We start from the raw sequence: 21,598 nt of genomic DNA, 5'->3' as shown, positions 1-21,598 counted from the left end.
ACTATGCGTTGGTTTTAGTGATTAAGGTGGTATGCGGGAGCATCGTATTGCGTGCCTCACACCTTAATTGGGCGTTAAGTTTATTTGGAGTTCAGCCGGTGAAAATTAAAACAGGTACAGATGCCGATTATCATCAATGCATAGCAATTAAACATGAGTACTTCAAATGCCGAGATGCATTTGAGCAGTTTAGAAAATCAGCGGAACATTTAATTTTGTCCGGTCATGATAAATACAAGTCGTATCGTACATACAACTCATATTCATATTTCATACACCATTTATATGAGTTCCTTTTAGCTTGTCATGCAAGGGACTTTGAGAACAAAAATATTACAAATAAAAAGGGTATTGAGAAAAACAAATTCATTGACTCCCTGATCTCAGAAGATGCTTATCGTGTGGTAAATGGGAGAATTGACCGTATTAAGAGTGGACAAGCCCCAAGCTATGAAAATGACATTTCTCATTATGAAAAGCTCCTACCCATACCTGTTTCATTTGCACAAGAATTTAGGGTTTATCGTAATAAGATATCTGGTCATGCATCTTATGAGCGTACCAAAGATCTTAATCTAACGGACTTCTATTTAAAGTATCATTTTTACTTGTACTTGCTGTTCGTCGATGTTGGTGAGTTTTGGGGACGGCAAAGAGATGACTTTCCTGAACTTGAAGATGTTACAAATTTCATGAAAGCTATGGCACGAGAATAAACTTAACAAAGCATTTAAGCGTGATTCCCAACGCATGGCATTTTTCATTCCATTGTTGGGTTTTGTGTTTATGGTGGTATGGTTGAGTTTCGTGGTGGCGTTGCTCACACCTTAATGCGGCGTTATGCGACAGGAGGTTCAGCATCGATATTTATGATTTTTCAAAGAAATACAACTTTGATATTCAGAGGGTTCCAAACTCATTAGATGACGGGTGTTATATCGAAGGCCCTTTTTCTAAGAATGGAGTAAATGTAGATCACATTTGTATTTTCGATGTGAGTGTCGATATTAATGAGCATGAATATCGATGGGACTTTGTAATTGAATATTCAGTAAACAATCAGCGAAGAACCTCGCAAAAGTGTAAAGATCCATACGATTGCTTTTTATGGTTAGCAAGAGAACTTGATGGTAATCCATCAAAGTTTGGAAGTTATGATTTAGAACATCATAAAAGGGTTAAGAGTACCCAAGTATCTATCTCTAGTGAGGGTGCTGAATTATACGTTATGTCACACCTCATGCTAGATATGCGGTTATTATGTTCACAAGCAAGTAGAGCTATGCCAGGTTATGATTTGTTGGTTTCAGATCCATTAAATCAGAATAAAATTGCAAAAATACAAGTGAAATATCGCACTGGTATTAAGTCACCAAATGAAAAAAAAACGCAGACACACAGAACAAAAACTGACACCAAATAATTTGGATTTTGATTTCTTGGTAGTTGTCTCAGAACAACGGTATTTCACCGAAAATTGTAATATATATGCAATTAATCGCACCTCTAATCAATGTATGGTCAGTAAGAACTATTCAGCAGAACGTCGAAAAGTGAAACATGCTAAACCTTCGTGCTGGGTCATGTCTAAATCTCAAATCGAATTTGATAGTATAGTTATCAGTGATGATTGTTATGAAGATTGGGATAAAATATATGAATTTTTCGCAAATGACGCATAACAAAGCATTTAAGAGTGATTCCCAACGCTTGGCATTTTTTATTCCATCGTTGGGTTTTGTGTTTACGGTGGTTTGGTTGAGTTTCGTGGTAGCGTTGCTCACACCTTAATGCGGCGTTAGAGCGCAGGAGAAAAAATAATGAATATGACGGACATAATTGAATACATTTCATATCTTATCGCCGGCATTATTATCGCTCCTTTCGGCTTTATGTTGTTTAAAGAATTCATCGGTAAAGATCGCAAGACAGTTACAGATGAAGTCAAATCGACAGTAGGTGACGAATCGAGAAAGTTTCTGGGTGGCAGGTATGGCGATGCCGTTGTAGGTCAATTTGTCGAGTTTAAACTGATAATAGCGATAGGCTTGCCAGTAGTTCTCTTTCTAGGGATCTCTTCCTTGGTAAATTCTCTTTTGAAAGTTCTGCTCAACCTGTGAGTTGCGCTCTAACAAACTGTTCAAGAGGGATTCGCAACGCGTGGCATTTTCACTATGCGTTGGTTTTTGTATTTAAGGTGGTCTGCGGCGGCTTTGGTATTGCGTTGCTCACCCCTTAACAGGGCGTTAGGTGCTTGAAGGAAAAGGTAAGTATGGAAGTTGCTTTTCGGCAGATAAACATTGATGATTTCGAATTATGCGTTGCTGCGAGAAAAGATGCATACTTTTGTAGTTTTGGGCATTATGATGGTTTCGACGACTTCATCAGCGGTTATCGTGAACGTGTCTTAGACAGGTTAGCAACATCAGAATGGTTCTATATCCATGTATTTGTGGATGGTCAGTTTGCAGGGCAGTTAGAGTTTCGCAGTTTTTCACCTGAGCCGGAGACTGGCTATGTGCATCTCATTTACTTAAAGCCGAATTTTCGTGGTTCAGGACTCGCTCCAAAAGTGCAGGATTATATTGTAAGCACTTTGAGTAAAGCGGGTTGTTTGCGTGCTGTACTTTCAGTAAGCCGAACTAACCATCGAGCTCTCACATTCTATAAGCACAATGGTTGGGAGTTCGTGCGTAAGAACCCCAAGCACGAAGAAACAGACTTTTACCAACTTTGGCTACGCACCTAACAAGGCGTTTAAGACGGATTCACAACGCTTGGCGATCTTAGTTCAAGTTGAATTTAGTGTTTAAGGTACAATGATTTAAGTGTGTTGGTTGGCGTTGTTCACCACTTAACGCGGCGTTAGGAAGCAATCGGAAATTATGAATAAATTTGAAATCGGGCAAGACCCAACAATCCCTTTAGGCGAAAAACTTTCGTTGCTATATGACAATTCCAGCTTAACACGAGCACTGGTCATGCTGTTACCTGGTGGTGGTATTGTAGATATGTTTGCATGTAAACCTGCGCAGAAATATGCACAAGAAAAGCTAAATTTACTTATCAAAGAATTGCGCTCTGAAATCGCTTTGAATAATGCGCATAAACTTTCTATTGAAGATGAAGAGCAGTTTTTCAATATTTTTCTCAAGGTATGCACCAAAACTATTACAACTAGAACTAACCAAAAAATAAGATATTTTGCTCATATCTTGAGTCGAAGCACTTATGAAGATGAAGTGAATTGGGATGAGGTTGAATCTTTAGTTGGTATAGTTGATTCAATAACAGACACGCACATCACTATTTTGAAAACGTTCACTGATTTATGTACTCATGAAGTGGGGACGACTAAACGAGTAAGTTTTATTGATGCCACCTCATCGCAGACGTTAAGTAAACTCCCTGATATTGAAGTGTCAGCGATTAAAATGTATCTAGCAGATTTAGTTTCTAAAGGTTTACTATATGACGAAGGTATCGGTAGAGCGGACGCAAGAGCTCTTCAATTGCTGCGACCAAATGAAACGTCATATTGGTTTATTCATTGGATTAAAGGGCAAGCTTCCTAACAAACTGTTTAAGAGTGATTCGCAACGCGTGGCATTTTCACTATGCGTTGCGCTCAGTGTTTGAGGTGGTTTGCGGCGGCTTCGGTATTGCGTTGCTCACACCTTAACAGGGCGTTATGTGACAGCGGACAGATGTTACAGTTGAATATTATCTATTTTGTCCATATATCTTGCTTATAGCTACTCGGCAAGGAGAGATGTATGCCAACAACTTATGCTCTTAGTGGACGTCACAACTCAGGAAAGACAACTACTTTAAACCTACTTTTGACTTCTTTGGAAAGTAAATACCCATCAAGAACTGAAGTTTTTCGTCGTGGACGTAAAGATTTAACTGTTGTCATGGATCTTCCAAGCGGACAAAGAGTAGGCGTAGCCTGCGGTGGTGACACAGCATTTGTGGTTAACTCAAATCTGACTACTCTAACTAGTCATAATTGTGATGTTATTTTTTGTGCCACTCGCAGCTATGGTGGAACAGTTGATGCTGTAAATACCTATGCAGCGTCACACTCTATTCATTTTGAAGTGAAGCAAGTAAATGCAAATGATGACCTAGTTGTAGCTCGAAAACTACTTACTTTAGCTGGGTTGTAAAAGTCACATAACAAAGCACTCAAGAGTGATTCCCAACGCTTGGCATTTTTCATTCCATCGTTGGGTTTTGTGTTTACGGTGGTCTGGTTGGGTTTCGTGGCAGCGTTGCTCACACCTTAATGCGGCGTTATATTAATTCGTCAAGTCACAAAATATCAACTAGGTATTGATCGTATTATTGAGCCTAATTGTTGTCCGTGCTCCATCATATGTGTAACGTTGCTCTTGTCATTACATATGGAGATTGTATGAAACAAGTATTCTTGCCTTTATTATTACTGACATCTTTTAGCTCATTTGCTCAAATTGAACACCCTATTGATGTTGAGCTAGAAGCATGTATATCCGACAACTCAAGCACCGCCGGCATAGGAAATTGCGGTAGCAAAGCTCATGAACAATGGGATGCAGAATTGAACTATTACTACAAAACGTTGATGAACGTTTTGGATAGTAGTCAAAAGTCCAGTTTGCGAGAATCTCAACGCTCATGGATTAAATATCGTGACCTTGAAGTTGCCAATATCAAATCAATTTATGGTTCCAAGCGAGGGAGCATGTGGGGATTAACCGCCCTTTCAGATATAACTGAAATTACAAAAGAACGAGCCTTAGCTCTAAAAAAGTACTTCGAGAATATAAATTAATATAACAAAGCATTTAAGAGTGATTCCCAACGCTTGGCATTTTTGGTGTCATCGTTGGGTTTTGTGTTTAGGGCGCCATGGTTTAGGCTTGGTGGTAGCGTTGCTCACACCTTAATGCGGCGTTATACGATTTAGTGTGGATATCGAATGGAAACGAATCAATATGTTCTCAATGGTAAATTTGAAGTACTGACAATTGCCAATGAAATGAAAATGTCTCATTGGGTATACTCACCGATTATCCGAGAGGTTAGCAGTGAAAAGGTTGTTATGAGCTTGGAGTCTACTGTTTGGGACTTACGTAAAGTTTCGGAATCACAGGGGCGTATTGCACTTCACTTAGCTCAATATCCTGATGGTAATACTGAGTATTATGTAGAGGTTGACCCAATAAATCTTAGTGTCTTCATCTTAGGCAAAGAATATCCTTTATCAAGTATAGAAAGCACTTTGGAATCAATCGTATAACAAACGCTTCAAGACGGATTCGCAACGCGTGGCATTTGTGGTTTGCGGTAAATTTAGTGATTTAGGTGGTATGCGGAAGCATCTGTATTGCGTTGCTCACCACTTAAGCGGGCGTTAGCTTACAGCCTGAAAAAGCAAACTCATATAGCTAATGTTAGGTAGGGCATATCGTCAAAATGAGCGATCTGATTGGCAAATATTTTGGCTGTATCAGCGGTAGTCATTTACATTTTTTAGCGGTCATTCTTACTCTGTGCGGTCATAATGTTGCTTGGGTTTGGTTTGTTGGTGGTAATTTCGGTACCGCCTCTGTTCCATTCATGGCAAAGTTTTGCACTTGAAAATAGCAAATCCAATACGAACCTTGGTGGGTGAAGTTCCGTGAGTCTCCACGCTCGGTGGTTTTGTCAAAGCTCAAGTTAATACTAAGTTCATCGCCTGAAGTTCTCGGCTATGTTTATAATTTCAACTTCGCGTTTAATGTCAAAGTAAGTTTTTGTTTTAGTTTAGAATGCTCGGAAAGTAATAAGCTAACAAAGCGTTAAAGACGGATTCGCAACGCGTGGCATTTTTCGTTTGCTTTAGCTTTAGTGTGTACGGCACAATATTTTAGGTTGGTGGTCTGCGTTGCTCACCACTTAACGCGGCGTTAGCTGACAAAATAACAAGGAGAAACGATGAAAGTTTTTATTAGTTGGTCTGGTGATACGAGTAAAAAAGTTGGAGAGGTTATTAGGGCTTGGTTGCCGTCAGTCCTCCAAACAGTAAAACCTTATTTTACACCTTCAGACATAGAGAAAGGCACACGTTGGTCATCAGATATAGCACAGGAACTAGATGACTCAATGGCGGGAATATTTTGTGTTACTAAAGATAACCTTAATAGTCAGTGGTTGATGTTTGAAGCCGGTGCTATCTCGAAAAAGGTAGAGCAGTCTATGGTTTGTCCGATATTAATTGGCATTGATAATTCTGACATTAATGGGCCTTTGACTCAATTTCAAACAACTCAGTTTGAAAGAAGCGAGATTAAAAAGTTGGTATCCGACCTTAACAAAGCAAATAAAGAGAACCAGCTTGATGAATCAGTTCTAAATTCTGTTTTTGATAAGTTTTGGCCGGATTTAGAAGAAAAGATCAACAGCATCTTGAAATCTTCCGGTACAGAGCATGCAAAAAGTGCGGATCTTCGGACTGATAGAGAAGTTCTAGAAGAAGTGCTAGATTTGTCGAGATCTTTAGCTATTCAAAAGTCTGGTGGGTTTAAGCATAACAAAGAGTTAAATGAACTAATCTCTAGTTTTCTTATGTGTTTTGAAGGTGTTTTTGGTTATGACTGGGATCACTCAAAATTATGTTTAGAGCATGGAGGTTTTATTGCGCCAAATGGTACATTTATAAATCCTAAGGTGGCTGATGAAGAGAGTGATTGGGCTAATCGAGCTGGGTTGCTTAGATCATACAGAGCTTTAATTCAGTATATAGATAAAAATAATATAGACATTAACACCGGATATTAAGTCAGCTAACAAACTGTTTAAGAGTGATTCGCAACGCGTGGCATTTTCACTATGCGTTGGTTTAAGTGATTAAGGTGGTGTGCGGCGACATCGGTATTGCGTTGCTCACACCTTAACAGGGCGTTAGCACTATCTGAGGCATAAGCACACTAAAATAAAACTCGGAATCATGGAGTAAATAAATGTTTGATGTTATGGAACTTATTAATGAAGTTAAACAAAAAGAAGGAAAGCAGTCTCATTCCTTTTTTCCCTTTTTACAAGGCTCGCCATATTGTATTTTAGGTTGGGAAAAATACCGCCTGTTTAACGGCGAAATCAACAAATTTTTAAGTGAATTCAATAAAGAGTTTGACGTAAAAGTTTATGTTTACGAATACGAAGTTATTCACGTTGAAGATTTCTTCCTATGGGGATTCAGCTTTATTCAAGAGAACCCTGATAGAAGGGATAAACTGAGTGATATTTTGATAGATAATTTGATCGTTATATTCAGGAAGTACTTTTATTTTAAGGATGAATGCTTTTTGAATAATCATAGGGAGGGGTTTAATAATATTTTAGATCCGGATCTGATGAAGGTCTACATTGATTTGGTTGTATCATTTGAAAGAGAGGTTAACTTAACATATAACCCTCCAAAGACTAAGACATATAACAAGAGTGATTTTGATATGTCGGCATTTGATGAGCCAGTTAAAGTAATTGAATTTGTGAATATTATTAATGACTATATGGTTTTAAATTCAACAGAAGATCTGATTTATCGTTTTGCACCGGATGGTTACTTTTCTAATAAATTTCGTAGTAACAAGTACTTGAGAGAAGAGTTTGTTCCATTGCTGGAATTTATTAGGGCTAGAAAAATATCAGGAGAGGCTTATATAAAATTAGGTGTTCAAGACGAAAATTATGACGCCAAGATTATTGATAAACAAAAAGAGTTAATCATAGAAATCACATTGGGTGCTCCCAAATATGACTACTTATACCAAACCGCAACCCAAAGTGGTGGAGTTAGCGTTTTACCTTTAAAAGTGTTAGCACACTTAAAGAAAGAGATTGACTCATTAGCTGGTCGTATAATCCTTTCAATTGAAAAAAAGCATAACAAAAATTACGATGATGAACGTTTGTTGCTGGTAGTAGTGCAATCTGAATATACATATCAAAATGAGGCTCTTGTGGTTGATGAAGTGCTCAAAGAGGTTAGAGGCTCTATTAGTCGCGGAAATTTCAAAGAAATTGTGCTGATGTTTGGTTCAAAATTATATACTTTATAGTCGGCAGTGCTGGCAGTTTATAGCGCTAACAAAGCATTTAAGAGTGATTCGCAACGCTTGGCAGTTTCGCTTCGCTCAAGTATAGCCAAGCGTCGCTCACACCTTAATGCGGCGTTATACGTTATATGAAGAAAGCCTAAAAATTTAGGTCAAAAATCGCGATTTTCAGCGTTGATTCGTGGTGTTTGGGCGGCGAGATACTCCGGCTTCAATCTTAATTTTCCTTGGTTCTTTGCTCACTTTCGGCTTGCCGTTTGTGTGATGGTTTTCTTCTTTGGTGCTGATTTTTCGGGGTCAGTCCAGGCTGCGTTTTTCGCTGAGATTCAGCTCTGTGAATTTGCCTTTTTAAAAGCCGACTTACTCGCTGAAAGGGCACTTTCTCTGGTGTGGTGAGTCCACGTGGTTTCAGTGAGTTTGTTGAAAGTCCACATTGTGAAATTGTCTTTCCAAAAGTGCTTTTTGGTGTTGCAGGTCTGTTTTCTGCGGCGCGGTTTGTTCCAAGTGGTTTCAGTGACAAGCCGCTGTGAGTCTAAGCCTGACTTAGGTGCATCAAAGCACATAAAAATCATGGTTTCAAAGTGGGGCTTGGCATAAAATCTTGGCTTAAACGTTCGTGCGTATAACAAACTGTTTAAGAGTGATTCGCAACGCGTGGCATTTTTATCATGCGTTGGTTTTAGTGTTTAAGGTGGTATGCTGAAGCTTTGGTATTGCGTTGCTCACACCTTAACAGGGCGTTAGTACGGGATTGGCATCAAAGGTTAAAAGTTTTGGTGTTTATTGGTTTCGTTTCCTCGCTTTACACCTGAACGGGCGTGCCTTTCACGTTCTTTCCGGTGGCACTATATGCGGAGCGCTCGCGTCGGTTTCACCGTTTACGGTTTCTAACTTTTGGGCTATTTCGTTGGCGCGGTCTCTTTTGTGTGGTTGGTTTTTTAGTCTTCAATTCGGTACTTTGGTGTGGTTGTTTAAGTCTGGTGACTGAATCCTTTGCTAATTTGAAAATGGTCAAAATAGGGCAGCTTGGCGTGTTTTTCTTCTAGCCAACTTGCGTTTTGAGGTTAAGTTCTAGTTTGGCAGTTGTCCCTTCAGTTTCAGCGTTTTAAGCCAACAGTTTCGTGCTATATTTCAATATCTTGGTGCAAACCAAAAGGTTTAGGAACAGCGTACTAACAAAGCATTTAAGAGTGATTCGCAACGCTTGGCAATTTCGCTTCGCTCAAGTATAGCCAAGCGCCGCTCACACCTTAATGCGGCGTTATGTAACATCAGGAGGCTATATGTCGGTCAAAACGCAAGCGATAATCGATAAAATTAAAGCAGGTAATTTTAGCATTGCTCAGTTGGAAACCCTGAAAAGAAATGCAATGACTCATCCTGATGGACAAGCGGTAGTCGAGGCTTGCAACCAACAGTTAAATAATAACTCCTCAGTTGGTATCCAGCGAACAAGAGAGCGTGGCGTGATGGAGTGCATCAAGGAGTTGGAAAAGCGAGGAGCTAGGGTTACGTCATTGAAAGAAGGCAACAAACTCGTCCTTGAGGTCATTTTCGAATCCACTAATCCTAAGAGAATTTTAGTACGATCAAAAAGCGCAGGCACATGGCAGACAACGTTTTCTTTTCCTCATGAAGCTCATATTACGAGAGCAAGCCTAGATAGTGTCGGAATAGAAAGTTACATCGCTGACGAGCACACGGTAAATACTCAGTGGCTTTATTCAAATGCAATAGGCGGCGTCCGTCTGATGGTGGCCGAAAGTGATGCAGAAGATGCGAAACAAATACTTAGTAGCGATTTCTCAGAATCATCGGGAAATGAAGTTGACGTTGATGAAGAAAAAGACGTTTGCCCTAAATGTGGTAGTAAAGATCTATTTGCATTTACAAAAGGTAAACGCCCAGCTTTCTTAGTTTTTATTTTACTGGGTTTTCCACTGTTTTTTTACAAGCATGGTTATAAGTGTAAGCAGTGTGGGGAGTTTAGTGAAAAACTTTAAATCTTTAGATAACAAGGCATTAAAGAGATAATTTGTACTCGTAATATTTTTACGATGAGTTAGGTCTAGTGCCTATACAAGAAGTCAGAGTTACTGCTTGCTTACAAGCAAAGCATTATACGATAGTGAAGGAATAACATTGAATGAGTGAAATTAAAACAATAGAGCAGTTAAAAGAAATTTACGCAGAGCCAAGTGCGAGAGCTAAAAATAAAGCGCTGCCTGTGCTGGATGTTCATGCGATTACATTAATTAATAACTGCCATTTTGCAGTTCTAAGTACCGCTGATTCACAAGGGTATATCGATCTTTCTCCTAAAGGAGGGGAGCCTGGCTTCGTAAAAGTTTTAGATGAATCAACATTGTTGCTCCCTGATAGCTCGGGGAACAATCGTATCGATAGTCTAAAAAATATCATTAGTAACCCCAAGGTAGGGTTGTTATTGATGGTAAATGGTATTGATGAAGTGCTCCGTATTAAAGGAATCGCAAGTATTCACACCGACGCCAACTTGATATCTGCTTGCCCCGATGGAAGTAAAGATCCTAAGGTTGTTATCAAAATAGTCATAGAGAGTACGTACTTTCATTGTGCGAAAGCGGTGATGAGAGGGAAACTTTGGTCTGATGACTATAAAGTAAATCGCTCAATTCTCCCTTCATTAGCTCAAATCTTTAAAGATCAACAAAAGTTAGAAAGTAAAGCGCTTAATCAAGAAGAGATGTTGAAATATTACCAATCTAGCCTTTAGAACAAGCGTGGTAATATATTGAAAAGATAGAAAAATCAGGTTCGACCGTACTATGCGGAAGTATGGATTAGGTTTAGTGGGGATGTTACTGTCTCAATAGCGTTAGTTCACCAATAAGCAATTGTTAGTCCAAATTTTAGAATGAAAAATGCAGAAAAATTTACTCTAGAAAATTACGTTTTGGCTAGTCCGGGAGTTAGGTGTGTTGGACAAATGATTGATCTTTTTGTCAGTTTTAGCATTTTTACTCTCGTTTTATGGGTCGGCTTAGAAATCGGTATTGAAAAAGAGCTTGTGCGCGCTACAGCAGTAACTGCGACTGTATCGTATTACCTTTTTTCTGATTGTTTACCAAATGGTCAAAGTGTGGGTAAAAAACTTTTGGGCATTGCAGTTATAAGTGCAAGAACGGGTAAAAAGTGCAATATTTTTCAGTCGCTCTTTCGAAATGTTATTACTCCATTCTTCGGTTTTATTGACTCAATTTTCATTCTTGGTAAAAAGAGGCAACGTCTCGGTGATAAGTTAGTGAGAACGGTGGTGGTAGTTCACTAACTTGTTGAAAAAATTGATAGCGCTGAGGACTAGGGTTCAAGTCGGGCTTTGTTTTCGTGGTGGAACAGCCTCGCTTAGGAGGTAGCGTTACTCACATACTTAATGTAGCGTTGTAAGAAAATTGGTATTGGAGTCCAAGTTTTATGTCAGAAAAAGAGAAAATGTTAGCAGGTGAGCTTTATGACCCAAGTGATGAAGAGTTATTAAAGTTAAGGTTGAGCGCTAGGTTACTAACTGAAAAATTGAATGCCACGTCTGTTGAGCATAAACAAAAGCGAGTTCAAATAACTAAGCGCTTGTTCGGCACAACAGGTGACGATATTCATGTTGAATCTTCTTTCAATTGCGACTATGGATCCAACATTCACGTTGGAGATAATTTTTACGCTAATTTTGGTTGTGTGATTTTGGATGTTGCGGAAGTTAAGTTTGGTGATAACTGTTTACTTGGGCCTCAAGTTGGAATTTATACTGCGACTCATCCCTTAGATCCTATCGAGAGGAATAGTGGTTTAGAGCTAGCAAAGCCCATAAACATTGGTGACAATTGTTGGATAGGTGGCCATGCCGTAATCAACCCTGGCGTAACACTTGGGAACAACGTGGTGGTAGCCTCTGGCGCAGTCGTTACAAAGAGTTTTGGAGACAATGTCGTTGTTGGTGGCAACCCAGCCAGAGTACTGAAGGAAATCGTCACTAAGCGATAATAAAGTATATGGACTATTTTGAGCCTGAGTTTAGGACTTATGATCAACTCACTCCAAGCTTTGATGCGTTCAGCGGTTACTTGTTGACGCACTTGAATGTCTAAAATTTGCTTCAATATAGAGTCGTTACACGTGGCGCTTTTACCGTGCGTTGAGCTTGTTTAAAAGTCTCATACGAAATCATTTGTATTACGTGTCTCACACTTTTATTGGATTTTCGTCACCAATAACAAACCAAAAGGCTGACTCCTAAATGTTAGTAACAAAGATTGAAACGGAACGATTAATTCTAAGAGAGCTAGTTGAAGATGATGCAAGCGAATTGTTTGACATCTTCTCAGACCATGAGGTCATGAAATATTGGAACACTGGCCCTTGGGTTTCAATTGAAGAAGCGCGGACATTTATAGCCAAGAGTACACAGGCCATGAATAGCAATACAGAAGTGACACTAGGCATCTTCCTAAAGAGCAATGGTCAACTTCTGGGTAAGATAATGCTGTTTAATCACGTGAAAGAGTCTAGGCGCGCAGAAATTGGCTTTGGCGTGAGTCGTAATTTCTGGGGTAAAGGCATTGTATTAGAGGCGGGAACTGCATTAATCGAACACGCATTCAAAACACTGAATCTACGTCGAATCGAGGCTGAGATAGATCCAGACAATGCTTCTTCAGGTAAAGTCTTGGAACGGTTAGGTTTTATAAAGGAAGGTTTCCTTAGGCAGCGTTGGGAAGTGAATGGAGTAGTCTCAGATTCAGCAATTTACGGGTTGTTAGCTAACCCCTAGGCAGCGTTTAGTACCCAGCCTTAAAAGCATCTAATAGATCTAGCCTGCTCGTACTCAATACACAGCCTTACACTTGACGGCGAGGTTTCTTGAATTGACTTGGTGGTCACAGAATGTACTATCACGGATAGGACTTACTGCAAGGATAGCAGCATGAGCGAGAAATTGTTTTGGGTTAATCCCTACCAAACAGAACTTAACTCAAGAGTGACCAATGTAGACGGAAATAAGGTTGAATTGGACCAGACTATCTTCTTTGCAGAGTCTGGAGGCCAAGAGAGTGATAAAGGAACGATTAATGGTATTCCGGTTTTGATTGCTCAAAAGCTAGGTGTTCGACTTATTTACACATTGGAATCCTCTCCAAATTTTACTCTTGGTGACATTGTAACTACGAATATTGATTGGAAGCGTAGATACGCCTTAATGAAGCTACACTTTGCGGCTGAAGTGGTGCTTGAGATGTTTTATCAGCGTCGGGAAGGCATTGTTAAGATAGGTGCGCATATTTCTGAAAATAAGAGTCGCATAGATTTTGAGTGGTCTGAAAGTATTGGCCCGCTATTGAAAGAAATTGAAACTGATGTGCAAGCTTTGATTAACTCTGATTCAGTTATTATTAGTGACTTTTCCGATCAAGAGAGTGAAAGAAGGTATTGGAGAGTGGATGGGTTTGCGCAAGTGCCTTGCGGTGGCACTCACTTAAAGCGCACATCAGAAGTCGGCCAAATTCAATTAAAACGCAAGAACATCGGTAAAGACAAAGAAAGGGTAGAGATAACCTTATGCTCGTAGGTCGATAGGGCATTAGAAATAGATTCCTAACACGTGGCATTTAATTCATGGTGAGATTCACATTTGAGATATGATGGTTGAGATTGAGGGCGTGTTGGCTACTTCTTAACAAAACGCTACACGATAGGGGCGGGAGGATGATATGTCGAAAGTTACATTGAAAGGCTTTATTTTAGTTCCGGAAAAGGATCTAGAATTAGTAAAGCATGAGTTAATAATTCACAAAAGGCTCACGTTAGAAGAGCCGGGCTGCCTTACTTTTCTTGTGACTCAAAGCTCGACTAATCCTTTTCGTTTTGATGTCTATGAAGAGTTCGTCGACAAAGCCTCTTTTAAGCAACATCAGGAAAGAGTTCAAGCCTCACATTGGGGAAAAGTAACTGCCAATGTTAAACGTCAATACGAAATCTTTGAATGTGTGCATGACTAATAGAATCGGAGTGATTTAGAGCGTTTACTCTTTGTTTTTAGGTTGCTCTACGCTCTGCTATGTTGCTTTATTCATCTATTAACCTGGCTTAGTGTTCTTGATACTTTGCCGTATTAAATCTAGAAATTTTAATGGAAGTGTTATGTTTAGAGTTGTGTATGAATGGCGTGTGCCAAGTGAAAAAATGGATGAGTTTCAAAATATATGGCGTTCGACGACAGATTCAATTCATCAGTCAGTAGATGGGGCGCTTGGTAGTTTTATGCTTCGTTCTTACGATGTACCGGAAAAGGTTTTAACTATTGCCAAGTGGCGAACACGTGAAGACTGGGAGCGGTTTTGGGGAACTAGTAACCCAGAAAAAATGAAGAAGATGAGTGAAATTGCAGAGCGTGTTTCAGTTGAACCATTCGATGAAATTGAAGATAGAACTAAGTAGGGCAATAGAAACGTTAAAGTGATGCCTAATGAACAGTTTGGCGGACAATATGAAAGACAACCTTAACCAAGGAATAGGGTTATGCAGATTTTAATCGTTGGAGGTAGTAAGGGTCTAGGAAGGTTCTTGGCTACGAACTTACAGGGTACAGAAATTTATGCGATTTCTAGATCAAAGCTAGTTGAGGAGGGAGTCGCTTCTGTTTGTATTGACGTTGATCCCGGTAAAAAGCCAGATTATACGTGCTTCAAAGGTGTAGAGTTTGACATCATAGTTTATTTGGCGTCGATGTGGGGAGAGTCTTCAGAATTGACAACAAACGAACTGATTGAGTTTATGAATGTTGGCCCGGTTGGGTATCTTAATTTAGTCAATGAGCTTAACGCTTTAGGTTCACTTAACGATAAATGCAATATTGTATCTATTGGCTCTACAGCAGAGCTTTCAGAAAGTAGTGAATACCCTGCATTCGCCCTCAGTAAAAGATTACTCAAAGATATTTCTAGCCAGCTGCAAAACGTTTATCGTGATTACCGCTTTACTCACTTTACAATAGGTGGGATCGGGCATGCTGAAGAGGAACGTATTGAGTATTCGAGTGTTTTGGAGATTATAAATATGCTAACCAAGCTTGATCCAAACACATACCTTTCAAATATGCATATAAAGTCCAAGCTAGGAATGTAGCTCTCAAGCTGTATTACGTACCTGCTTCTATGGTTTGGCATCATGTGCATTCTTTTTATTGAGCTATGGTTATAACTCCAATGAAAGGAGTTTACTTATGTCATACATTGATGGGTTTGTCGCTGCAGTACCGACAGCGAATAAAGAAAAGTATATCGCACACGCAAAAATAGCAGCAGAAATGTTCAGGGAGTTTGGGGCCTTAAAGGTTGTTGAGACGTGGGGGAGTGAAGTACCAGATGGTGAGATCACATCATTTCCCATGGCAGTTAACGCTGAAAGCAACGAAACCGTTGTGTTTTCGTGGGTAGTCTGGCCTTCAAAAGAAGTTCGAGACTCAGGGTGGCTGCGGATCATGGGTGATCCTCGAATGAGTCCAGACAATAACCCAATGCCCTTTGATGGAAAGCGTCTCATTTATGGCGGATTTGATGTTATTTTGGAGCAGTAAAATACCAAATAATCTCAACTCGATTCGTGACACTTGGTGTTTTAATCAGTATTACGCTTCTGATGTACGTTCAATAGAGTATTCCGCGATAAGTGTTGATAAAACTCCATTTGGAGGCTTAGAGTAAAAATGGAAGAGATAAATTATTCACTGATTGTCGTATCAGCTATCGCTGCCATCGCTAGCCCCGGACCTGCAACTCTTGCGATAGCAGGCACGTCAATGAACCACGGTCGGCGCTTTGGTGGGTATTTGGCTGCAGGTGTTTTAACGGGGTCTTTATTTTGGTCAACCTCAGCCGCTTTTGGTCTCGCAACCATACTCTATAGCAATGTTTGGCTTTTTGAAATTCTTAGATATTGTGGGGCATTTTATCTTTTATATTTGGCTTTAAAGTCTGTACATTCTGCCTGCAACATCGAGCAGCTAAAGTTACCCAAAACATACGTAACGACAAAGAAGGGTAACTACTTAACCGGAGTGTTAATTCACTTAACTAACCCAAAGGCTATTCTGTTTTTCGGTGCGCTTTATTCGATAGGGGTTCCTCCTAAGGCCAGTCCGTTGGAATTGTTGTCGGTCATTTTTGTTGTGGGGCTGGTTAGTGCTTTGGTTTTCTTTGGCTATGCTTTTCTTTTCGCGCATAAAAAGGTCAGACAAACCTATCTCAGATCCAAAGCAGTTTTTGAAGGCGTGTTCGCGTTATTTTTTGGTGTGGCAAGCATTAAGTTGCTGCTTAGTGAGGCAGGAAAATGAAGCACAAAAGGCTTGAAGAAATAAGAATAGATAATCTATCTGATTTGACGGTCTATTAAGTATACTAAGTAGCCGATTTGTTAACTTCCATAAGAGCTGCTGGCTAGAAAAAGCTTACAACCAAACGATGCTAAATATTATCATTCAAAGGGCTAACAAAGGCCCATAATTTAATTCGTATCACTGTTCATGATTGTGCTCTTCGCGCAGTGCTGTAGTATTAGTAACGTGTTGTTAATACTAAATATAACCAATTGAAACCTGGACGTTGCATTACTTGTAGTTCGATGAAATGTTATCCCGCAAGACGTTAATTTGGAGAAAAGAATGGATTCAAACTCACTATTATTATTTGTTGTCGCTTGTCTCGCTATCAACATGATTCCTGGACCTGATGTAATTTATATTGTTTCCAATACAATGAAAGGTAAATTATCTGCTGGGCTGAAAGCGGCTCTGGGGCTTGGTGTTGGTTACTTTTTTCATACACTAGCGGCATGTTTAGGTTTGTCAGCAATAATTCTGAGTTCATCTTTGGCTTTTAGCGTTGTTAAATGGTTAGGGGCCGCTTACCTAGTTTATTTAGGTGTTCAGTCATTACTGTCTATGTGGCGTGGAGAAAGTAAAATCGTTGAAAACAAAAACGTTGATAATAATAAAAATGTGTTTGTTCAGGGGGTTATCGTCAGCGTCTTGAATCCAAAAGTAGCGCTATTCTTTCTCTCGTTTCTGCCTCAATTTATTGATACGTCTGCAAGCTCAACATCAATGCAATTATTAGTACTTGGCTTGCTATTCAGCGTACTTGCGACGACATGTAACGTTTTGTACGCATCTGTGGGTAATTGGGTATTTAGTCGTCCACACTCTCAGCGTTATTCAAGAACTCTTGAAGGTGTTTCAGGTATTCTACTTATCAGTCTAGCGAGTAAAGTGGCATTTAGTGATCGTTAGATACAGGGCATTTTATTCTCGTGATTATTATATGGCTAATGTTTGCTCAATCTATACGCTAAATGAGTGCTATTGCATAGGTTGAATCACAAATTTCAAAAATACCAATAAGTAAATGTATTTGTTTATAGTATGGTTGGCGCGATTTTATCGTAGCTAGGTTAATAACATGAAAAATAAAGTAATTCTGTGTTCCGCATTCCTTTTGGGTTTATCAGGTTGTGCTTCTGTACCTACTGTTGATTCGACAGTATCAAATCAAATGAAATCATTTGAAGCACCTCAAAAGGGGAACGCAGGGATTTACATTTACCGAGAAGATGCTTTTGTCGGAGCAGCACTTAAAAAGTATGTTTACGTCGATGGAGAATGTATTGGTGAAACCGCTCCTGGTGTGTTTTTCTACCATGAGGTCGAAGGCAATAAAGAACATCAAGTAAGTACAGAGTCTGAGTTTTCTGAAAATCACTTAACTATCTTAACGGAAGAGGGCCGTAATTATTTCGTTAATCAATACATTAAAATGGGTGTATTTGTTGGTGGTGCGGGCGTAGAACTCGTAGACGAAAGCAAAGGTAAAGCAGAAGTACTAAAAGTCGACATGGCAGAAAAAGGAAACTGTTCTTCGATCTAGTTTTACAAACAGACCGCTTTTTAGATTAAAAAACACATTATCAATGTAACCCAACGCTTGATGAGATCCATTCAGCGTTGGGTTTTGTATTTTTGGCAAACAGTATACCTATTTCAGACCGCATGATTTGCCACCTCCTAGCTTGAGCCCACTTATTGTTCAAAGAATCTACTTGTGAAACGTGAATTTTCGAGAGGATTTCGTAGGGAGCAATCCTACAAACGCGATTAACAGATATGCCATTCCATCATTAACCTTGTCGAGTGTATTGCTAAACTAGGTAGCGGTGTGTCTCCTCTCATTAAACAAATAATAGGTATATCAGTTTTAGCTTCTATGCCTTTACATCATGCACTCGGAGCGCAATTTAAAATCAAAGGGCTAACACCAATATTAGAGAAAAATCTTGAAAGTCACCTTACACCACTAACGAAACTCTCTGTTTCAAACATTACCTCAAATCGACTAACGCAGATGGTTAATAACGCATTAAACCCTTATGGCTACTATCATTCCGAGCTCAATGTTCAGAGATCAGAGAATGATCTCATCGTGCTCAATGTCGACGCTGGCGACGTGATGTTGGTGGCAAAATCTAACCTTGCTGTGTCGGGAGAGGCCAGTAACGATCAAGATTTCATCGAATTAATTAATCAAGCTCAACTTAAACAAGGGCAGCCGTTGCTTCATTCTGAGTACGACACGCTAAAGCGAAACTTGATTTCATTGGCTCAGCAAAAAGGTTATTTAGATGGACGTTTTATCGAATCGTCTTTGGAAGTCATTCCAAGTTTGAATCAAGCCCATGTGAATCTGCATTTCTCTAGTGGTTCTCGTTACCAATTTGGAGAGCTCTCTGTTCTTACGTCGGGTATCGAAACGGCTCGAATAGAAGCGATGAGAACATTTAAGTGGGGCGACGATTTTGACACTGTGAAATTGAGTCAATATCAGGCCGATCTCTCCAGTACTGATTGGTTTCGCAGTGTGATTGTGAAAGCGGATTTCGAGGAGATATCCGATGGCCATAAGGTGCCGATAGAAGTGCTCGCAGAGCCGAATTCACGCAATATTGTGCAAGTCGGTGGTGGGTATTCGACAGACTTGGGATTACGCGCTTCGCTAAACTGGACCAAGCCATGGTATAACGCAAGTGGGCACAGTTTTGAGGCACAAGCGTACGCTTCCAAACCGGAATAATCGCTATTACTAGGTTATAAGATACCCACCAAAAATGTTCTAACTGATTACTACGGGATTCAGTTTGAATCTAAGCATGTCGACTATCGGGACACATCGAGTTTTTCTAATGATTTATCGTTTGAAAAGCACTGGCAGTTAGACGGTGATTGGCAAAGCACCATGCACGTTCGTTATTTGCAAGAAAGTTATCAACAAGCGTCGGAGAATAACGAATCACAGTTGTTATTACCGGGGGTGACATTTTCACTGCTTGATCGCAAGAACGATCAATTAGAAGTAAAGCACCGTCACGTCTACTCACTGGAATATTCGGATCCCAATTTTTTCTCCGATTCTCGTTTGCTGCGTATTGAGGGCAACAGTGTTCTGTCATGGGATATTAGTGAAAAACACAAGTTTCACTTTCGTTCCAATGTTGGCATTAATGTCGCTGACACTTTGAGCGATATTCCATCATCATTACGCTTCTTTGCGGGAGGTGATGGCAATCTTCGTGGTTATGGTTATGAGTCTATCTCTCCGAGAGATGAAAATGGCGATTTAACGGGTGCTCGTTACATGTTTACTGCTGGGCTGGAATATCAATATCAGGTCTACCGCCAACTGTGGCTTGGGGCATTTTATGATATTGGTGATGCCTTCAACGATAGGGTGGATTGGAAAAGCGGTACAGGGCTGAGTTTGATATGGAACTCAAAATACGTGCCTGTCAAAGTGGACTTTGCTTATGGTTTAGATACTCCGCAAGGAGACCAATTCCGCGTTCACTTCTCACTAGGCACGCAGTTTTAGCGGGCATTAAAAAGGCTCTCATCCTTGCAGATAGAGAGCCTTTTTAAGTCTTGATTGTTTAGAGTTCGAACTCACCATTCAGTTTCTTGAATATCCAGTTAGGCGCCTTATGCCATCCACCATAGTTTGGATTCTTAGTATGGATCTCATTCATTGATTGCCACTGAGTTTGGCCTTGTCCATCTCGAGACACTCGCCAAAAAAGTTCATCTTGTTGTCGAGTTAAGTAGTGCATGACATGTTCTGCAAAGGCTTCGCTTTGGACCAACACACCAAATTCCACATTGAGGAAATCCGATCTTGGGTCGAAGTTTGATGAGCCGATATAAGTAAGCCGATCATCGAGTATCACCGTCTTGTTGTGATAATAAGTATCCGCATGGAAGTAATGGTCATCATTTTTCGCTTGGTTTTTGTACTCAAGTAGATGAACGCCCTTATCCAACAAGGTTTGGCGGTGCTCCTCGTAATAAGCCGGAATAAAGCCAGAGTCATTAGATGCAGACGAGTTCGTCATTAACGTGATGTCCGCTTTTTGCTCCATCAAGGTATCAATAAAGGCAAATTCACCATCGCTTGGTACCACATAAGGCGTTGATATCACTGCTTTGGATGCAGAGGTTATTTGTTGCCAAACTTGGTGTTCTGCCCGTTTTCTAAAGTAGGGTTTGTTGTTTTTTAACTTGTCTAATGAGTCGAAAACGGGGGTGACTTGCGCAGTGATGAAGTTGGGATTGGTCAGGTGTTTAACTTGTTTTTCAACTTCAGCCAGAATGATGCTTTTGTCTTTCTCACCTTTATTAAGCGCTTTAGTAAACGTGGAATAGTTTGGGGTAACGTTAACGATGTTTTCTATTGGCGTGACATGCTCGCTGTCCCAAAGTTGTTGGTAGTTCTGGTCGAACGCTCGAATAATGTTGCCTTTGAACAAGACATCCATATCAAAGAAGTTGGCTTTGCGGCTGTAACCAAAATAGTCGTCGCCAATGTTACGTCCACCTAGAATCATCCATTGATGGTCGACGTTGAAGTACTTCTCGTGCAGACGATTGTCCAAACGTTGTTGGTGAGTAGAGAAGTTGACGGCGCGACCAATCCAACCTGACTTACGTGAATCAAACTTATTGAATAAACGGATTTGAATGTTGTCGTGAGCGCTGAGATCAGCAAGCCATTTCTCGTTAAAAATCAATAAATCATCGAGAGTGAGTCGAACTTGCACGCCTCGATCTGCTGCTTGTTTGAGTTCATTGAGTAGCATCAAACCAAGCGTGTCACTCTCCCAAGAAAAGTAAGTCATATCGATGCTTTGCTGAGCGTTTCTTACCAGTTCAACACGACGAGCAAAGGCTTCTGGAGCGGTAGGAATTAAGTAAACTTCGGCTTGATGCTGAGTAGTTTGCCAATTGGCTTCAAAATCCGGTTCAACTTGAGGGTAGGGCTGGGCACAGCCAACCAACAGCGCGCCGAAGATAAAGAGTAGCAGAGCACGAATGGCGTTAGGAAACATGAGTAAACCTTCCTAATTATGTTCAAGGAATGAGGATGAAAAAAGCCAGCGAACTG

The 21,598-nt window shown here is 40.1% G+C and carries 24 protein-coding genes and 1 pseudogene; 24 read left to right on the top strand and 1 reads right to left on the bottom strand.

What is annotated here, in order from left to right; all coding sequences use genetic code 11:
* The 24 genes and pseudogenes from R7Q11_RS17040 to R7Q11_RS16925 form a co-directional block, all read left to right on the top strand.
* A partial coding sequence (locus R7Q11_RS17040; RefSeq protein ID WP_318094423.1) for a hypothetical protein occupies positions 1 to 716 on the top strand: 716 nt, incomplete at its 5' end.
* A 278-nt stretch (positions 717 to 994) separates the two neighbouring features.
* A complete protein-coding gene (locus tag R7Q11_RS17035) occupies positions 995 to 1,423 on the top strand; it encodes a hypothetical protein (protein WP_225466614.1) in 429 nt (142 codons plus the stop codon).
* A 397-nt stretch (positions 1,424 to 1,820) separates the two neighbouring features.
* Positions 1,821 to 2,120, top strand: coding sequence for a hypothetical protein (locus R7Q11_RS17030; protein WP_042524654.1), 300 nt, complete (start codon positions 1,821 to 1,823; stop codon positions 2,118 to 2,120).
* A gap of 152 nt (positions 2,121 to 2,272) precedes the next feature.
* On the top strand, positions 2,273 to 2,749 hold the full coding sequence (locus R7Q11_RS17025; protein WP_225466613.1) for a GNAT family N-acetyltransferase: 477 nt from the start codon (positions 2,273 to 2,275) through the stop codon (positions 2,747 to 2,749).
* 136 nt (positions 2,750 to 2,885) lie between these two features.
* Positions 2,886 to 3,575, top strand: coding sequence for a hypothetical protein (locus tag R7Q11_RS17020; RefSeq protein WP_225466612.1), 690 nt, complete (start codon positions 2,886 to 2,888; stop codon positions 3,573 to 3,575).
* 201 nt (positions 3,576 to 3,776) lie between these two features.
* Positions 3,777 to 4,172: a hypothetical protein gene (locus tag R7Q11_RS17015; protein WP_225466610.1), complete on the top strand. Its 396-nt coding sequence runs from the start codon at positions 3,777 to 3,779 to the stop codon at positions 4,170 to 4,172.
* A 248-nt stretch (positions 4,173 to 4,420) separates the two neighbouring features.
* Entirely contained in the window at positions 4,421 to 4,819 is a 399-nt protein-coding gene (locus R7Q11_RS17010) for a lysozyme inhibitor LprI family protein (protein WP_186584918.1), read from the top strand.
* A 147-nt stretch (positions 4,820 to 4,966) separates the two neighbouring features.
* On the top strand, positions 4,967 to 5,287 hold the full coding sequence (locus R7Q11_RS17005) for a hypothetical protein (protein WP_042524135.1): 321 nt from the start codon (positions 4,967 to 4,969) through the stop codon (positions 5,285 to 5,287).
* Positions 5,288 to 5,964: 677 nt separating this feature from the next.
* A complete protein-coding gene (locus R7Q11_RS17000; protein WP_080608870.1) occupies positions 5,965 to 6,807 on the top strand; it encodes a TIR domain-containing protein in 843 nt (280 codons plus the stop codon).
* Between the two features lie 182 nt (positions 6,808 to 6,989).
* Positions 6,990 to 8,090 (top strand): hypothetical protein, encoded by a 1,101-nt coding sequence (locus R7Q11_RS16995; protein WP_225466609.1) that lies wholly within the window; start codon positions 6,990 to 6,992, stop codon positions 8,088 to 8,090.
* A 1,574-nt stretch (positions 8,091 to 9,664) separates the two neighbouring features.
* Entirely contained in the window at positions 9,665 to 10,090 is a 426-nt protein-coding gene (locus R7Q11_RS16990; RefSeq protein WP_225466615.1) for a DUF2007 domain-containing protein, read from the top strand.
* A 143-nt stretch (positions 10,091 to 10,233) separates the two neighbouring features.
* Positions 10,234 to 10,842 (top strand): pyridoxamine 5'-phosphate oxidase family protein, encoded by a 609-nt coding sequence (locus R7Q11_RS16985; protein WP_225466608.1) that lies wholly within the window; start codon positions 10,234 to 10,236, stop codon positions 10,840 to 10,842.
* Positions 10,843 to 10,983: 141 nt separating this feature from the next.
* On the top strand, positions 10,984 to 11,397 hold the full coding sequence (locus R7Q11_RS16980; protein ID WP_031778951.1) for an RDD family protein: 414 nt from the start codon (positions 10,984 to 10,986) through the stop codon (positions 11,395 to 11,397).
* A 143-nt stretch (positions 11,398 to 11,540) separates the two neighbouring features.
* Positions 11,541 to 12,104 carry a sugar O-acetyltransferase gene (locus R7Q11_RS16975; protein WP_005389307.1) on the top strand — a complete coding sequence of 188 codons (564 nt, stop codon included), beginning with the start codon at positions 11,541 to 11,543 and terminating at the stop codon, positions 12,102 to 12,104.
* Positions 12,105 to 12,357: 253 nt separating this feature from the next.
* Positions 12,358 to 12,891, top strand: coding sequence for a GNAT family N-acetyltransferase (locus R7Q11_RS16970; protein ID WP_225466607.1), 534 nt, complete (start codon positions 12,358 to 12,360; stop codon positions 12,889 to 12,891).
* A gap of 153 nt (positions 12,892 to 13,044) precedes the next feature.
* Positions 13,045 to 13,686, top strand: coding sequence for an alanine--tRNA ligase-related protein (locus tag R7Q11_RS16965; RefSeq protein WP_054579575.1), 642 nt, complete (start codon positions 13,045 to 13,047; stop codon positions 13,684 to 13,686).
* 142 nt (positions 13,687 to 13,828) lie between these two features.
* On the top strand, positions 13,829 to 14,116 hold the full coding sequence (locus tag R7Q11_RS16960) for a putative quinol monooxygenase (RefSeq protein ID WP_042523844.1): 288 nt from the start codon (positions 13,829 to 13,831) through the stop codon (positions 14,114 to 14,116).
* A gap of 142 nt (positions 14,117 to 14,258) precedes the next feature.
* Positions 14,259 to 14,555, top strand: coding sequence for an antibiotic biosynthesis monooxygenase family protein (locus R7Q11_RS16955; RefSeq protein ID WP_017634583.1), 297 nt, complete (start codon positions 14,259 to 14,261; stop codon positions 14,553 to 14,555).
* An 81-nt stretch (positions 14,556 to 14,636) separates the two neighbouring features.
* Positions 14,637 to 15,242 carry a hypothetical protein gene (locus R7Q11_RS16950; protein WP_206225546.1) on the top strand — a complete coding sequence of 202 codons (606 nt, stop codon included), beginning with the start codon at positions 14,637 to 14,639 and terminating at the stop codon, positions 15,240 to 15,242.
* Between the two features lie 97 nt (positions 15,243 to 15,339).
* Positions 15,340 to 15,693: a DUF1428 domain-containing protein gene (locus R7Q11_RS16945; protein WP_005387184.1), complete on the top strand. Its 354-nt coding sequence runs from the start codon at positions 15,340 to 15,342 to the stop codon at positions 15,691 to 15,693.
* Positions 15,694 to 15,822: 129 nt separating this feature from the next.
* On the top strand, positions 15,823 to 16,449 hold the full coding sequence (locus tag R7Q11_RS16940; RefSeq protein WP_042523838.1) for a LysE family translocator: 627 nt from the start codon (positions 15,823 to 15,825) through the stop codon (positions 16,447 to 16,449).
* A gap of 327 nt (positions 16,450 to 16,776) precedes the next feature.
* On the top strand, positions 16,777 to 17,403 hold the full coding sequence (locus R7Q11_RS16935; RefSeq protein WP_005377098.1) for a LysE family translocator: 627 nt from the start codon (positions 16,777 to 16,779) through the stop codon (positions 17,401 to 17,403).
* 169 nt (positions 17,404 to 17,572) lie between these two features.
* On the top strand, positions 17,573 to 18,037 hold the full coding sequence (locus R7Q11_RS16930) for a DUF2846 domain-containing protein (protein ID WP_005377099.1): 465 nt from the start codon (positions 17,573 to 17,575) through the stop codon (positions 18,035 to 18,037).
* Between the two features lie 336 nt (positions 18,038 to 18,373).
* Positions 18,374 to 20,032, top strand: a pseudogene (locus tag R7Q11_RS16925) (autotransporter assembly complex protein TamA).
* Between the two features lie 58 nt (positions 20,033 to 20,090).
* Here R7Q11_RS16925 and R7Q11_RS16920 read toward each other — a convergent pair.
* Positions 20,091 to 21,542, bottom strand: coding sequence for a phospholipase D family protein (locus R7Q11_RS16920; protein WP_225466606.1), 1,452 nt, complete (start codon positions 21,540 to 21,542; stop codon positions 20,091 to 20,093).
* Positions 21,543 to 21,598: the final 56 nt, after the last annotated feature.

This window comes from Vibrio sp. 970 (genome assembly GCF_033339075.1).
The sequence above is the reverse complement of the archived record's forward strand: the minus strand, read 5'-3'. Positions and strand labels throughout refer to the sequence as shown.

Coding starts and splice junctions, on each gene's coding strand:
- R7Q11_RS16940 (WP_042523838.1), top strand. CDS start 15,823: ATGGAAGAGATAAATTATTCACTGATTGTCGTATCAGCTATCGCTGCC.
- R7Q11_RS16930 (WP_005377099.1), top strand. CDS start 17,573: ATGAAAAATAAAGTAATTCTGTGTTCCGCATTCCTTTTGGGTTTATCA.
- R7Q11_RS16950 (WP_206225546.1), top strand. CDS start 14,637: ATGCAGATTTTAATCGTTGGAGGTAGTAAGGGTCTAGGAAGGTTCTTG.
- R7Q11_RS16955 (WP_017634583.1), top strand. CDS start 14,259: ATGTTTAGAGTTGTGTATGAATGGCGTGTGCCAAGTGAAAAAATGGAT.
- R7Q11_RS16980 (WP_031778951.1), top strand. CDS start 10,984: ATGAAAAATGCAGAAAAATTTACTCTAGAAAATTACGTTTTGGCTAGT.
- R7Q11_RS17030 (WP_042524654.1), top strand. CDS start 1,821: ATGAATATGACGGACATAATTGAATACATTTCATATCTTATCGCCGGC.
- R7Q11_RS17000 (WP_080608870.1), top strand. CDS start 5,965: ATGAAAGTTTTTATTAGTTGGTCTGGTGATACGAGTAAAAAAGTTGGA.
- R7Q11_RS16920 (WP_225466606.1), bottom strand. CDS start 21,542: ATGTTTCCTAACGCCATTCGTGCTCTGCTACTCTTTATCTTCGGCGCG.
- R7Q11_RS17010 (WP_186584918.1), top strand. CDS start 4,421: ATGAAACAAGTATTCTTGCCTTTATTATTACTGACATCTTTTAGCTCA.
- R7Q11_RS17020 (WP_225466612.1), top strand. CDS start 2,886: ATGAATAAATTTGAAATCGGGCAAGACCCAACAATCCCTTTAGGCGAA.
- R7Q11_RS16975 (WP_005389307.1), top strand. CDS start 11,541: ATGTCAGAAAAAGAGAAAATGTTAGCAGGTGAGCTTTATGACCCAAGT.
- R7Q11_RS17025 (WP_225466613.1), top strand. CDS start 2,273: ATGGAAGTTGCTTTTCGGCAGATAAACATTGATGATTTCGAATTATGC.
- R7Q11_RS16985 (WP_225466608.1), top strand. CDS start 10,234: ATGAGTGAAATTAAAACAATAGAGCAGTTAAAAGAAATTTACGCAGAG.
- R7Q11_RS16960 (WP_042523844.1), top strand. CDS start 13,829: ATGTCGAAAGTTACATTGAAAGGCTTTATTTTAGTTCCGGAAAAGGAT.
- R7Q11_RS16945 (WP_005387184.1), top strand. CDS start 15,340: ATGTCATACATTGATGGGTTTGTCGCTGCAGTACCGACAGCGAATAAA.
- R7Q11_RS16965 (WP_054579575.1), top strand. CDS start 13,045: ATGAGCGAGAAATTGTTTTGGGTTAATCCCTACCAAACAGAACTTAAC.
- R7Q11_RS17015 (WP_225466610.1), top strand. CDS start 3,777: ATGCCAACAACTTATGCTCTTAGTGGACGTCACAACTCAGGAAAGACA.
- R7Q11_RS17005 (WP_042524135.1), top strand. CDS start 4,967: ATGGAAACGAATCAATATGTTCTCAATGGTAAATTTGAAGTACTGACA.
- R7Q11_RS16970 (WP_225466607.1), top strand. CDS start 12,358: ATGTTAGTAACAAAGATTGAAACGGAACGATTAATTCTAAGAGAGCTA.
- R7Q11_RS16995 (WP_225466609.1), top strand. CDS start 6,990: ATGTTTGATGTTATGGAACTTATTAATGAAGTTAAACAAAAAGAAGGA.
- R7Q11_RS16935 (WP_005377098.1), top strand. CDS start 16,777: ATGGATTCAAACTCACTATTATTATTTGTTGTCGCTTGTCTCGCTATC.